Genomic DNA, 13,355 nt, shown 5'->3' with positions numbered 1-13,355 from the left:
AAAGGTCGGCGACGAGCCGGCGCAGACGAGCGTTCTCGCGCTCCCGATCCTTCATCTTCCTGGCTTGATCGACCTGAAGGCCGCCGTACGCCTTGCGCCAGCGGTAGTAACTTTGCTCGGAGATCTCCGCCTCCCTGCATGCAAGGGCCAAACTCTTGCCCTGGGCAGTCTGCACCTCAATCTGGCGCAGCTTGAGCACGACCTGCTCCGCGTTCGTCTTCTGGCCTCGCCGCATGTCCAACTCCTTTGGTCCTGGCTGATCCTCTCAATCAGCCCGGTCCAAAGCCAGACAGTCAGGCCAGCGGCGCGCTCGGCGGGCGTCAGGCGGCTTAAGGAAATCCGGATCTCGGCCATTGCGGCCGCCGCACAGGCACCAAGGTCTTCGGGCGTGAAAGAAGCGTGGGATCTGTCCATGTCATACCCTCCGCAGATGTCGCGTTGTCCCCGAATTGATCATGGTGCTGCCGCCCGCAATTCGGACGACTCCTAGGTCAAGGCCCTGAACGACTTGCCCGTCCGGCATCTCACTTAGGATCAATCCGGATGCCACGGCGGGGCGAGGACCCCATCTAACTTCGACGCGAAGGCAGGGAGGCGCAGCATGGGTGCGAATGGCCTGGATGCGTTCGACAAGACACCGCATGGGACGCGGGTGCGGCTGGCTGACCTGATGCGGTGCGAGGCGATCGGGCCCGGCCAACAGGCAGCGTGGCCTGTGGTGAGAGCCGGGCTGCGGACGGTGCGTGTGATTCTGGGTTGCTGGCGCTCGCGGCTCAGCTCGGCACGCCGCGCCCGCTCCGCATAGGCGGCGCCTCTCACGATCGGCGCCCTGCGCCGGGGCACATGCGTCAGGGCCGCAAAGGCCGGCCCCTAGGCGGCTTCATGAGGCCGGACCGGGTGCAAGTCAGGGGCATGCACAGAGCCGAACGGCCTCTTGGCTAGCGACGGGCGCGGGAGCGGATCATCACAACTTTCCTCTACCCGGCGATAGATAGGCCCCATTACATCGGTCGCTTTGCTGTGAAAAACCAGTACCACGGAAGAGAGCACCCAGACTAAAGGGGCGTCTTCCGCGGCAATGGATTGCTATTCGAGATTTGATCCCGCGAACGGTCTGAATGAATGCCCGGAGACGTTATCGATGCAGTCAGAGATAGCACGTGAGATCCTTATATACTTGCGCAGTACGCATCGGCTGCCCGGGGCACGCCTGCGCATCACGACGCTGGATGAACGGTTCGGGACCGACCCCGCCGTTGCGGTGGCGGTCTCGGAACTCGCGCGCACCGGGTATGTCGCCACGCCGGACGCAGACACGGTTGAACTGACCCCGCGTGGATACGAGGCGCTGCTGAGCAACCAGTTCTGATCTTGCCGCAAGCAATCGCTCATACAACTGGAGAGTAAAATATGTCGATGAAAGGACAGGATAGCGCGGGAGGTCGTCCACTGCTCGCTCTGATCAACAGGGACATGGTGGTCGTCGATAGCGACGGAACTCGGATTGGAACTGTTGACAAGGTCGAAGGTGGTCACCTCAAGATCTCTCGTGTCGACCAGAAGCCTCGAAACCAGCACCAATACGTCACCCCGGATTGGATCGCTGCCGTGGATGACCGGGTCACACTGAACCGGACATTCGACGAGGCAAAACGCCTTTGGGCGAGCGAGCCTTACGCGAAGCGCCACCAACTTGAGCGCGCGGTCTGAAGCCGGCGTCGCGCGGAGTTTTGCCGGCACGGACGTGCCCTCAGGTCTTCAAGGATGCTGACGGTTCAGGCTGAGCCGGGCCACGCCCGATCTGCCAGCGCTGCCCGGCGAAGCGGATCAGATCCTGGCTGATCCATCGAGCTCCAGCCCAAAATTCAGGGAGCCCAACATGAGCGACGGAATCTACGATATCTGTGAGGTGCGGCCGGCCACCATACGGGCTCAGCCCGCACCGATGACCACCTTTGAGCACTCTGACGCCCACACGGCACCTGGGTCAGTCCTTAGGGCAAAACCTTATAGGCGGCCGTCGATCCGGCCCGATATACCCAACAGCAGAGGGCGGGACCCAGGGGGGGGGGCCGAGCCTACACTCCGCCCGGCAAAGCGTCTCCGCCCCCTGAGCGCGGGGACATGCGCGGAAGCATCGCGACGTAAAAAGGCGAGATCCGATGGCATCCAGTTCAGGCGACACATCCGGCAAGCGGGTGAGCGGAAGCGACAAGGTCGTAAGCCCTGATCACGCCGGAGGCGACCAGATCCGGATGGCGCTGCAATGGGGCGGCGGCTCGAAGGGCTCCAAGGGGCCGATTACCCACGCCGACAAGCGCAATCAGAACTCGAGCACCAAAGGCTGATCACCGGGTCCGCATTCTGGACTGCGCCGGCCTTCGGCGGTCAGGGCCGTTCCCTCAGGCGTCAGGAATGAGATCTTGGACGTTCAGGCGCCGATGCACCCGATCGAGCGTCCCTTGACGGGGGACCCAGCTCGCCGCAGGCGCAGGGCGTGTTTCGGCGCAGTTGTGCTTCTCGTCGCGCTTTGGACGGCGCGCTCATACTTGGCCGCGGTTGTCTGGGCGATCATCATCGCCGTTGCGATCTGGCCCCTTTACCGGCGGGCGCCGCGAGCCAAGACATCCCGCGGTCGGCTCATCCCCGCTGTGTCCACCCTCTTGTGTGCGGCCGTGCTGGTGACGCCGTTGGTGCTGGCCACTGCCGAGCTCGGCCGGGAAGGACAGGCCGTTCTCGGATGGATCAGTCGCGCCCAGCAGGGTGGCATCGAGGTGCCGAGCTGGCTGACGCGTCTCCCCATTCTGGGCGAGCACGCGGATCGCTGGTGGCGCTCTCACGTCAGCAACCCAGCAGGACTGCGGGCGCTATTCACCGACGTGAACTTCGAAGCGTGGGCGGCTTGGATGCGCAGCTTCGGCGGAGAGATCGCCTATCGCGTGCTTTTGGCCTTTGTCACCTTTCTGACGCTTTTCGCCCTCCTCCGGGACGGGGATAGGGTCGGGACGCGCGTGCTCTGCCTTGCGGAGGAGTGGTTGGGGAATCCCGGCGAGCGGCTGTTCGAGAAAGTGGCCCTTGCGATCAGAGGCGTTGTGAACGGTACGGTGTTGGTCGCCATCGGAGAGGGATTGCTGATCGGCGTGGGTTACTGGGTTGCCGGGCTACCGCAGGCTGGGCTTTTCACGCTGCTCACCGTCACGTTTGCGATGCTGCCCTTCGGAGCCTGGTTTGCATTCACGGCTGCGGCCCTGATTCTCGCGATCCAGCATGACGCATGGTTTGGTGCGGCCGGCGTGTTCGGTTGGGGGGCCACCGTCATGCTGGCTGGCGACAACTTCGTTCAGCCGGCCCTCATCGGAGGAGCCGCGCGGCTGCCGCTGGTCTGGACCCTGATCGGGATCCTAGGTGGCCTCGAAACCTTCGGGCTTGTCGGCCTTTTTGCTGGGCCAGTCGTGATGGCGGCGCTCTACTCAATTTGGCGGGACTGGACAACGCCTGGAGCGGCAGTTGTCGATAGAGTGGGTCTGTGCTGACAGGCCCACGCAGATGACGGTAGCGAACAGCGGCACTCTCACGATTCAGATCCCCGCGGCTTTAATTTAGAGGCCTGGCAGGTCTGACTGGGGTCGATACTAGGGCGACGCGGCAACAGTGTCGGCCTTGCTAGCCTGCAGGGCGCCGAGGGGCTTCTGGCCGCCGACCGTGGTGTCGCGGGCGGTCTGGTGCTCCATCTCGGCGTTCAGCTCTGCGCTAAGCAGCACGACCGTCGTCGACAGCCAGATCCAGGTCATGAAGCCGACGACCGGGCCGAGCGAGCCGTAGGTGTCATTGTAGCTGCCGAAGTGTGCCCCATACCAAGAGAACAGGGCTGACACGATCAGCCACAGCACATGGCGCGCTGGTCGGCCTCGATCTTCACGATCGTGACGACCGCATGGATCTGCGGAGTTGCACGCACATGGTCCTCATCGCACAACCACTTTGACTCACGGCAGTATCTGTCGCGCTTGCGAACCGGATGCCGGCAGGCCGGTTGTGTTTGTGAGGAGCCCGGTCAAAGCAGAGCGCCCTCAAAGCTTCTATAGGGAGAAGCTGGATGCCGAAAATCAGTGTAAAGCTTGCTGGCGACGGTACCCACATGGTCGTGCAGGACCACGATCCTGTTGCATGCGGCATGAGCCTTGAAGAGGCGGATAACTTTCTGACTTTTCTGCGGGCGTCGGCGCGAGTGCGGCGGACGCAGCGGCTACCGGAGGCACTGCGTCTGCGCAGAGCTTTAGCTGTTTAGCGCCTTTCCGAACAGGTAACTGCAGGCGCCCTAACAGGCTGTTGAAGAACTCGGCCAGCGGCGAGCGATGAAGGGGATTTCGTCAGCGGCATGGATGCCGATTTCGCCCTGAAGCAAGCCGTCGGCCTGGATCTCGGCCCATCCGGAGCCGCGGGCCTCGTCCATCTCGTCGCTCCCGGACCAGTCGAACTCAACGGCTGCGTGATCACCGCCACCAGCAAACGTCCCGGTGACGCATCCAAAGGCGAACTCGCCGCCGGTGGCCTCGAAGAGGATGTAGGCCGGCTCGACCATGTCGGCATAGTCGTCCGCGTAGCCGGGCAGCTCGACGATCCGCCACTTGCCCAGAACGCTCACGCCAGAGCAAACAGTTTGGGCAGGCGGACGGGGTTGTAGGCCGCTGCGGTGAAGGCGAAGGCCCGTCCGGCCTTGTCGCGGCCCCTGAAGCGGGCTTTCCCCTGGCCACTCGCCGTCTCAATCCAGCCCAAGCCCTCCTCGATGCGCTTGCGGATCTTCTGGTTCATGCCATAGCCGGCATGGTGGGTGGTTCGCCTATCGATGAACGAGCGGCGGCCGCAGGTGTTCTGGGTCACGTGCGCGTGCGCATTCATCGACCTCAGCTCATCGACGAAGTCCTCCGCGTCATAGGCCTTGTCGGCGCCCACTGAGCTGGCCTTGGGCCGGTCCGCCCTCGGCTCGATCATCGCCAGCGCGGCGATGCACTCGGCGAGACCGTGCGCGGACGTCATGCAGGTGTCCACGATCAGGGCCGAACAGTTCCCCATCAAAGCGTGGCCGATGAAGCAGAGCTTGGCCTCCATGCCCGGCCCCTTGCGGATAAGCCTGACTTCGGGATCGGTGGTGCTCGCGCGCGTCTCGTTCGAACGCTTCTGACCCTTGAAGGCGACCTCGGTGTTGCGCCCACCGGCCGGCGATGGTGCTTGATCCCCGCTTTGATCCTTGGGCCTGAAGCTCTTCATCGAGGCCCAGGCTTCGATCAGTGCGCCATCGACGCCGAAGTGGTCACTGGACAGGAGCCGCTTTACTTGGGGCTGGACCAGCACGGCTGCCAGGAACTTGGCGGCGATCTCGCCGGCTAGCAGCCTGTCCCGGTTCTTGCCGAAGCTCGAATGATCCCAAGCCGGATCGTCGACGCCCAGCCCCACGAACCAGCCAAACAGCAGGTCGAATTTCAGACGCTCCATCAACTGCCGCTCCCAGCGGATCGAGTAGAACGCCTGCAGGAGCATAGCTCGCAGCAGCGTCTCAGGCGGGATCGACGGACGACCCATCCGCGCCGGGTAGAGCGCAAAGAAGTCCTGGTTCAGCGCTGGGAGCGCCACATCCGTGTGCTGCCGACCGTCTGCAGTAGGTGGTCGGGCCGGACCCGAGCCTCCAGATCCACGTAGGAGAACAACGTCCCCGACCGCTGATCCGCACCCCCATCCGCCTTCCCCACGCGCTCCCGAGAATGAGTGAATCGCGCCCGGGTCGGTCACGCCACGAACTTCTTCAAGAGCCTGCTAGGCGTCCTCCGGACGGCGTGGATGGCGACGGTGCAACATTCAGGAGCGGCGAAAGGGGGCATCATGCTGCAGCATTGTGAGGTAGAGTTCGCCCCCAGCCCTCTTTCGATCGTCTTGTCTGCGCTATTCGGCTAGGCGGGCGAGATGAGGCGCGTAGATCGGACTCTGATTCTCAACGGGATCCACCTCAAACCGCCCGGCTCCGGTCGCGGCGGTTTTTTCGTGCGTGATGGTTTGCTCCGAGTTCGCTCGCGCAGGGTTTTCGTGCTCAACGACCAGCAACGATGAGCCATCTGAGCACATAAGCCACTTCGCCGAATTCCAACGGTATCATACTTAGGGATCTGCCTTGCGGAATAGATCACACCGCGAATTGCTAATATCGGAATACACATGATATCCGCCTGGAAACTTCGCTCCGGCGCCGTGTTAATCAAAGAATCGCACCTGAAAGGACGACTAATGCGCCTTACATCGACCATCCTAATTGCTTCGCTTGCCGCACTTGGCTCAGGAGCGGTGTCAGCTCAGCCGATTGCGCCCAGCGGCACCCCACGATCAGGGGGTGCAGCGATCCAGGCTCAGCCCAACACGACAGGCAATGATCGCAATGTAGTCATTCCTCGCGGAGCTACCGGAGCCGAGACCATTACGACCGACTCGGCAGCTGGCGGCAACGCGAACCTACCTGAGCGGGCTGTTCCAAATGGCAGTGCTGGCGGCGGCAGCGGAAGTCGCTAAGGCGAGAGTGGAAACCCGGCACGAGTTGAGTGCTTGGATTAGTATGATGCGGCAGGCTGCCCAGGAAGTCGCCTAGTCGCCGAGATCCGATCCCGGCCTCGCCGGGCATTCCGCAGAGAAGCTCGTGCATGGCTTACGAGATTGGCGTCGGTCCGGCTCAGCTCACTATCAACGTCGGCGACAGCGTGCTCATCACCGAGGTCGACGGCCAGATCCATCAGCCGAGCGAGCGCGGCCTGTTCTTCCGCGACACCCGCCTCATCAGCGCCTGGACGGTCACCGTCGATGGACGCGGCTGGCAGGTGCTGAATTCCGCAGCCACCGACCACTTTGCCGCCCAGGTCGTGATGGTGAACCCAACCCTGCCCAAAGATGCGGGCGACGTTCCCGCCGGCACAGTCAGCCTTGCCTTGTCGCGCTCGCTTGATCACGGCGGCATGCGCGAGTCGCTCAAGCTGCGCAACCACAACCGCAGCCGCGTGCGTCTCTGCCTCGCCGTGCAGGTATCCTGCGACTTCGCCGATGTCTTCGACGTGAAGGCTCACCGGATCGTCGTGCGCGGCGAGACCTGCACCCACTGGTCCCCCGAGGAGGGCTGCCTCGCGACTGTCCACACGAATGACAGCTTCCGTCGCGGACTATGGGTTGGTCCAGCAGACGGCGCGGCAAGGCCAGTCCTTCGGGACGGCGCGCTATGCTTCCCCGTTGAACTCGGTCCCCAGCAGTCCTGGAGCACCGACCTTGACTACCGCTGGATCGACGGTGACGACACGCTCGACGCGCCGAGCGTCGCCTTCGCCGAGCGTGAGCGGTCCAGGCCAGCCGCAGCCCTGCGCGACTGGCGCGATGGGGCCCCGCGCCTGCGCACGCCGCACAACGGCCTGCAGCAGCTCTACGACCGATCCTTCGATGACCTCGCCGCCCTGCGCCTGCCGTTTGAGGGCACGGACTGCAAAGCCTTTGTACCGGCCGCCGGCATCCCGTGGTTTGCCGCTTTATTCGGGCGCGACAGCCTGATCACCGCGATCCAGACCGTGCCGGTCTACCCCGACTTCGCGCGCGGTGCGCTGGAGATGCTGGCCCGCTATCAAGCCGACGCGACCGACGATGCGCGCGACATGCAGCCGGGCAAGATCCCGCACGAGCTGCGCCGCGGCGAGATGGCCGCCCTGGGTCTGAATCCCTTCCGGCCATACTATGGCACTGCGGATGCCACGCCGCTCTACCTCATCCTGCTGCACCGCGCGTGGCAGTTCACGGGCGACCGGAGCCTGATCGAGCGCCACCTCGTCACTGCCGAACGCTGCCTCGCCTGGATCGACGATTACGGTGACTTGGATGGTGACGGCTTCCAGGAGTACCAGCGCCGCGCGCCGGACGGGGCTGAGAACCAGGGCTGGAAGGACGCGGACAACGCCGTCCTCGACGAGAGCGGCGACGACGTGCCCGCGCCGAAGGCGCTGTGCGAATTGCAGGGCTACGTCTACGACGCGTGGCGCCGGATGGCCCAGATCTACGACGCACTCGACCGACCGGATCGGGCGCTGGCGCTCAGGGAAAAGGCGCACGTTCTCCACCGGCGTTTCAACGCCGCGTTCTGGGACGAGGACGCGCAGTACTACGCGCTATGCCTGGATCCGGAGAAGCGGCGGGTGATGAGCGTCAGCTCGAATCCCGGCCACCTGCTCTGGTCGGGGATCGTGCCGCCCGAGCGGGCCGAGGCCGTGGCGCGGCGGCTGATGGCGGAGGACATGTTCAGCGGCTGGGGCGTGCGCACACTGTCGGCAGATCATCCGGCCTACAACCCGCACGATTACCAGCTCGGGGCGGTCTGGCCGCATGACAACGGCGTAATCGCGGTCGGGCTGGCCCAGTACGGCTTCCACGCCGAGGCAGCCCGCATCGCGGCCGGCCTAATCGCGGCGGCCGACCGCTTCATGCTGCATCGCCTGCCGGAGGTGTTCGCCGGGACGAGCCGGTCCGACGCGCCTTTCCCGGTGCAGTATCTCGGGGCCAACGTCCCGCAAGCTTGGGCGGCGGGCTCGGTGTTCAGCCTGCTGCATGCCCTGATGGGCGCCTGGGTGGACGCCAGATCCTGCACGATCCTGGCCGACCCGCACCTGCCGGACTGGATACCGGAACTGACCTTACTGGATTTCACCGTCGGGCAGCAGACGGTTGATCTGCGCCTGTTCCGCGACGGCGCGGAGACCCGCATCGAGATCCTGCGCGGTCCTGGAGTGAGGCTGGTGCGGCGGCCCTTCGCCACCACAGTCGAGTATCTCTGAACGCCCCATCTGCGTGCGAGTAAAAGCAGGTACCAAGCGCTCTGCCCCTGATCAGGGGCAGAGGGCGACCAGTCATTAGACCGCAGTTTTGGAATCCGTCAAATTTACTCGTCTGACTTAGATGCGTGTCAGCGCAATATAGCAAGCAGACAAGCTAGTTTATGACTGTCGGTTTCGGTTTTAATCTGACAATATGGCAAAGAATCTGGGTGAGCCGAGTCCAGAAGTTGGCGTACTACCCGAGAATACTCGGAATCTTCGGTTCAAACCCTGAACCCAATGTCGACTCCTGGCGCAACTCAGGCCTACAAACTGGGCTGTTGCAGCGTCCGCTTTGGAGAAGCCGCTAGAGTCGGCTGAGCGGCCGGAATGGGCGCAAAGCCGAACGTCCGGTTCTGCGCGCAATGGCGATCCAGCGTGACGTAGTCTGGCCGTTTTCTGCCGTTCCGGTTTCGCGCGCAAAACCGAAGAAAGCGGACGCGCGGCAGTTGGCTGAAACTGGCCGAGTGCCGACCGCCTGCCTTGAGGCGGAGGGAGACAGTTTCGGGAACTCGATCACCGCAAGACGACGCACGCGTCTCAGACAAACTTCCGCGAATCGGGACCTCGGTCGCGAAGCCGCGGTTCCCGACGTAGGGCGACGATACCTCAGTGAGGGAGAACTTTGCTCAGGAAGCGTTGCGCCCTTTGCGAGAGTGTTCCCGGATCGCCGAAGAAGGCATCGGTCGCGCAATCCTCGACGATAGCTCCGTCCTCCATGAAGACGACCCGGTCGGCAACGCGCCGGGCAAATCCTATCTCGTGAGTCACCACCATCATCGTCATGCCCTCGCGGGCCAAGCGGGTCATCACATCGAGAACCTCATTGACCATTTCGGGATCGAGGGCGGAAGTCGGTTCATCGAACAACATTACCTCGGGGTCGAGGGCGAGAGCACGTGCGATCGCGATGCGCTGTTGTTGTCCGCCGGAGAGCTGAGCGGGCATGGCAGAACGCTTGTCGCGAAGGCCGACGCGGTCCAGTAGCGCCGAAGCCCGTTCCTCGGCCGCCGGCCGCGACCGTCGGAGGACGGTGCGTTGGGCGAGACACAGGTTCTCCATCACGTCGAGATGCGGGTAGAGCTCGAAATGTTGAAACACCATGCCGACCCGCCGGCGCAGGGCGCGCGCGTCGAGCCACCCTCGATCGAGCACTGCCTCACCGACTCTGATCGTGCCGGACTGGAACGGCTCAAGCGCATTCACGCATTTGATCAGCGTCGACTTGCCAGAGCCCGATGGCCCACAGATGACGACAACCTCACCTTGCCGGACGTTAAGGCTGACCTCTCGCAGCACCGGTTTGTCGCCATAGCACTTGTCGACCCGTTCGAAGACGATCACGGAGCGCTCCTTCGCATCCTGGCGACCGCCGCAGTCGCTCCAAGACAGACGAGGTAGTAAACGAGGCAGGCCAGGAGGTAGGTCTCTACGAGCCTGCCGGCCCGGTTTGCGACGATCGAGGCCGCGGTCAGGAAGTCATGCAGCGATACGACGAAGACCAGCGAGGTGTCCTGGAAGAGCACGATCGCCTGCGTCAGGAAGACGGGCATCATGGCCCGGAAGGCTTGTGGCAGAACGACGTATCGCAGCGCCGCCAGACGGCTCATCCCGCAGGCGAGTGCGGCGTTCATCTGTCCGGGGCGAACGCTCGCGAGACCGCCGCGGATGATCTCGCTGTAATAAGCAGCTTCGAACAGGACGAAGGCGACAACCGCCGAGGCGAAGGCCCCAACCGGCCGTCCGAGGATCAGCGGAACCATGAAGTAGAACCAGAAGATCACGAGGATCAGTGGCACCGCCCGAAACGCGAAGACGTAGACGTCGACCACCGCGCCGCCGACGCGGCCCCCGAACAGGCGCAGGGCGGCGAGTGCGGTCCCAAGCGAGAGGCCGCCGAGGACACCGATCGCCGTTAGGCCGAGGCTGAGGGCCAGCCCTTCGACCAGAAACGCGGCATTGTCCCAGAGCGCGTTCATGGCTCAGGTCCTTACTGCGAGCGCGCTTGGCCGAAGCCGCGCCGCCATCCGATCGAGACCGAACGCGATCACGACATAGATCAGCGTCGCCGCCCCGAACGCCTCGAAACCGTGGAACGTCATGTCCTCGATCTGGCGGCTCTCTGCGGTCAGCTCGAGGACCCCGATCGTGAGGGCGATCGATGAGTTTTTGACGATCGAGAGGAACTCTGACGTCAAAGGTGCCAGGATGATGCGAAAAGCCTGCGGTAGGATCACGTACTGGTAGGCCTGGGCGCGGGTCAGGCCACAGGCGAGCGCGGCCGAGACCTGCCCGCGCGGCACCGCGTCGATCCCTGAACGGAAAAGCTCCGCAAGACGACCGGACGTGTATATACCGAGCGCCACGACCGCGGTCGTGAATTCGGGCTGGGGCATGTCGCGCTTCACCCACAGGCCGAGATCGCGCGGCAGCAACTCCGGCACGACGAAGAACCACACGAACATCTGCAGGATCAGCGGGATGTTGCGAAACACCGAGACGTAGAACCCGGCAAGCCCGCGTATCGCGGGTGAGCCCAGCACCCGCAGGAGCGCGACAGGAAGCGCGAGGATGACGGCAAGGGACCACCCGGCTGCCGAGAGCGCGAGCGTCCAGGCGACGCCCGCGATCAGCCACCCCGCATAGGGTTCTCGGAGCACGAGGCCCCAATCCCAGGCGTAGTTCATTCGGGGATCCCCTCGATCTTGAAGAGGGCGGCGGTATCCGCATCGATCGGGCCCGCGTAGGGAGTCACCCAGCGCCCGTAGAGACCCTGCAATTCGCCCGACTGGGCAAGGCGTGCGATGACGCCGTTGATCACGGTGAGCAGCCCCGAATTGTTCTTGCCGACCATGAAGGCGACCTGCTCGAAGGAGAGGGGCGTGCCGACGACGGCGAAGCGGTCTGGCTCGGTCGCGGTGCGGACCACGCCGCCGAGCAGCACCGCGTCGTTGATGAAGGCGTCGGCGCGCTGCGAGGCGACCGCCAGGAGGCCCTCGCCGTTATCCCGGACGGTCAGTATGCGGGCCGTGAGTTTCCGCGCCTCCAGGGCGGCTCGGACGTAGCGATCGGCGGTGGTGCCGGCGGCCAGTGCGATCACCTTGCCGCCGAGGTCGGGCAGGTCGCGGATGCCGGACTCCTTGCGGACGAGGAGCTTGCCCTCGCTCAGAGCGACCGCGTAGCTGAAGTCCACCTGCTGCTGGCGGCCCAGCGAGTTGACCGTGGTGCCGCACTCGACATCGACGGTGCCGTTGGCGATCAGAGGGATCCGTGTTTGCGGCGTGACCGGCACGAACCGGGTGCGGATCTCGTCAATTTTGAGGGCCTGGGCCAACGCGCCGGCGACGCGTCGGCAGAGCTCGACCGAGTAGCCGGACGGCTGTTGCGAGCCGTCGAGGAACGCGAAGGGCTCGGCGGACTCGCGAAAGCCGATGGTCAGCGTCTTCGTCTCTTGGATCCGGTGCAGGGCGGTATCGGCGACCTGCGCAGCGGCCGGCAGTGACCGGGCGGCCAAGAGGACGGCGCAGAGCGCCAGGGCTGGGGCGACGACGCGCATCGGGAGGGCTCCTAGCTAGGCGAGCAGCGGCAGAAGGGAGGCGACGTCGTCGAGGATGACGTCGGGCCGCGGCACGGCGGGATCGAGCGCGACGCCGCGGCGGTTGACCCAGGCGATCGTGAGGCCGAGGGGCTTGCCGCCGACAAGATCGGTGAATTGGGATTGTCCGGCGTGCAGGATCCGGTCGAGCGGCACGCAGGTCTCTCGGATCAGGTATCGGAAGAGCGATCCGTCCGGTTTGTAGCCACGGGCGCGTTCCGCGGTGCAGGCGAGCGCGATGCCGGAGGGCAGCCGCGTGCGCGCCAGAAGGTCGTCGTCGATATTCGACACGATCGCGAGGCGCCGCCTCTCGCTGATCCGGGCCAGCGTCGGCTCGACGTCGGGATAGAGCGGAAAGCCTGGGAAGGCGTCGAAATAGCGCTCGATCAATGCGGCGTCGCCGTGGAGGCCGTAGTGAGCGAAAGATTCTTCCAGGGACAAGGTGCAGATGTCCCTGTAGCTGCGGTACGGTCCCCAATAGTGGGCGATGTTGCGGTGTTCCCAGAACTCCCAGAACTCGCGCAGATTGACTTGATAGCCAGAGCAATCGTCGAGGATAGATTGAAAGGCCGCGTAGGAGCCTTCACGTACACTGATCAGCGTCCCGAAAACATCGAAGGAGACCCAGGTCGGGTCGTAATGCGGGGGAGGATCGTGGTCCGGCGGCGAGATGTCGGCTTGGTCCATACAGGACGACCCCTTTAGTCTCGATTCAACAGAGGCGGCGATGCGCGGTGACCGGGATGACGAAGCGAGGCCGACGAGGGTTGATATTGCATCATCCGCGTCCGACATCGACGGACATCGCTATGCCGTCATTGTTTCGCTGCGCTCGCAAAAACGGAGCAGCGGGGATGATCCAGGAATGACGGAACGTG

Annotated in this window: 13 protein-coding genes and 2 pseudogenes; 6 read left to right on the top strand and 9 right to left on the bottom strand. The window is 64.2% G+C overall.

Annotation, left to right across the window (positions count from 1 at the left end):
• Positions 1-235: transposase (locus tag OXS27_RS29825; protein ID WP_267361146.1), on the bottom strand; the 235-nt coding region annotated here is incomplete at its 3' end.
• Between the two features lie 906 nt (positions 236-1,141).
• Between OXS27_RS29825 and OXS27_RS29820 the strand changes: the two genes are divergently transcribed.
• The 4 genes from OXS27_RS29820 (at position 1,142) to OXS27_RS29805 (ending at position 3,533) form a co-directional block, all read left to right on the top strand.
• Positions 1,142-1,369, top strand: a complete 228-nt coding sequence (locus OXS27_RS29820) for a hypothetical protein (RefSeq protein ID WP_267361144.1) — start codon at positions 1,142-1,144, stop codon at positions 1,367-1,369.
• Between the two features lie 41 nt (positions 1,370-1,410).
• Entirely contained in the window at positions 1,411-1,710 is a 300-nt protein-coding gene (locus OXS27_RS29815) for a DUF2171 domain-containing protein (protein WP_267361142.1), read from the top strand.
• Positions 1,711-2,162: 452 nt separating this feature from the next.
• Entirely contained in the window at positions 2,163-2,348 is a 186-nt protein-coding gene (locus tag OXS27_RS29810; protein WP_267361140.1) for a hypothetical protein, read from the top strand.
• Positions 2,349-2,441: 93 nt separating this feature from the next.
• A complete protein-coding gene (locus OXS27_RS29805) occupies positions 2,442-3,533 on the top strand; it encodes an AI-2E family transporter (protein WP_267361148.1) in 1,092 nt (363 codons plus the stop codon).
• Between the two features lie 99 nt (positions 3,534-3,632).
• Here OXS27_RS29805 and OXS27_RS29800 read toward each other — a convergent pair.
• The 3 genes and pseudogenes from OXS27_RS29800 to OXS27_RS29790 form a co-directional block, all read right to left on the bottom strand.
• Positions 3,633-3,890: pseudogene (locus tag OXS27_RS29800) on the bottom strand (YhjD/YihY/BrkB family envelope integrity protein); the annotation flags it as partial.
• A 428-nt stretch (positions 3,891-4,318) separates the two neighbouring features.
• A complete protein-coding gene (locus OXS27_RS29795) occupies positions 4,319-4,645 on the bottom strand; it encodes a hypothetical protein (protein WP_267361138.1) in 327 nt (108 codons plus the stop codon).
• Positions 4,642-5,747, bottom strand: a pseudogene (locus OXS27_RS29790) (IS5 family transposase). The gene OXS27_RS29795 and the pseudogene OXS27_RS29790 overlap by 4 nt, the downstream one beginning before the upstream one ends.
• A 529-nt stretch (positions 5,748-6,276) precedes the next feature.
• Between OXS27_RS29790 and OXS27_RS29785 the strand changes: the two are divergent.
• Both OXS27_RS29785 and OXS27_RS29780 read left to right on the top strand, forming a co-directional pair.
• Positions 6,277-6,555, top strand: a complete 279-nt coding sequence (locus OXS27_RS29785) for a hypothetical protein (RefSeq protein WP_243920206.1) — start codon at positions 6,277-6,279, stop codon at positions 6,553-6,555.
• Between the two features lie 128 nt (positions 6,556-6,683).
• Positions 6,684-8,843, top strand: coding sequence for a glycogen debranching N-terminal domain-containing protein (locus OXS27_RS29780; protein ID WP_267361136.1), 2,160 nt, complete (start codon positions 6,684-6,686; stop codon positions 8,841-8,843).
• 648 nt (positions 8,844-9,491) lie between these two features.
• On the opposite strand, the gene OXS27_RS29775 is transcribed toward OXS27_RS29780, so the two are convergent.
• From OXS27_RS29775 to OXS27_RS29755, 5 genes are read right to left on the bottom strand one after another with little or no spacing between them, the layout of a single operon-like run.
• The gene (locus OXS27_RS29775; protein ID WP_267361134.1) at positions 9,492-10,226 is read right to left on the bottom strand and encodes an amino acid ABC transporter ATP-binding protein; all 735 of its coding nucleotides are present in this window, start codon (positions 10,224-10,226) and stop codon (positions 9,492-9,494) included.
• Positions 10,223-10,861, bottom strand: a complete 639-nt coding sequence (locus OXS27_RS29770; protein ID WP_267361132.1) for an amino acid ABC transporter permease — start codon at positions 10,859-10,861, stop codon at positions 10,223-10,225. The genes OXS27_RS29775 and OXS27_RS29770 overlap by 4 nt, the downstream gene beginning before the upstream one ends.
• Before the next feature lie 3 nt (positions 10,862-10,864).
• Positions 10,865-11,569: an amino acid ABC transporter permease gene (locus OXS27_RS29765; protein ID WP_267361130.1), complete on the bottom strand. Its 705-nt coding sequence runs from the start codon at positions 11,567-11,569 to the stop codon at positions 10,865-10,867.
• Complete coding sequence (locus OXS27_RS29760; RefSeq protein WP_267361127.1) at positions 11,566-12,438, bottom strand: amino acid ABC transporter substrate-binding protein; 873 nt, start codon at positions 12,436-12,438, stop codon at positions 11,566-11,568. Before OXS27_RS29760 ends, OXS27_RS29765 begins: the two co-directional genes overlap by 4 nt.
• 15 nt (positions 12,439-12,453) lie before the next feature.
• Positions 12,454-13,164 carry an HAD family hydrolase gene (locus OXS27_RS29755; RefSeq protein ID WP_267361125.1) on the bottom strand — a complete coding sequence of 237 codons (711 nt, stop codon included), beginning with the start codon at positions 13,162-13,164 and terminating at the stop codon, positions 12,454-12,456.
• Positions 13,165-13,355 lie beyond the last annotated feature (191 nt).

Origin of the sequence: Methylobacterium sp. GC_Met_3, assembly GCF_026540775.1 — a bacterium.
In the GTDB taxonomy this organism is placed as follows: Bacteria; Pseudomonadota; Alphaproteobacteria; order Rhizobiales; family Beijerinckiaceae; genus Methylobacterium.
The sequence above is the reverse complement of the archived record's forward strand: the minus strand, read 5'-3'. Positions and strand labels throughout refer to the sequence as shown.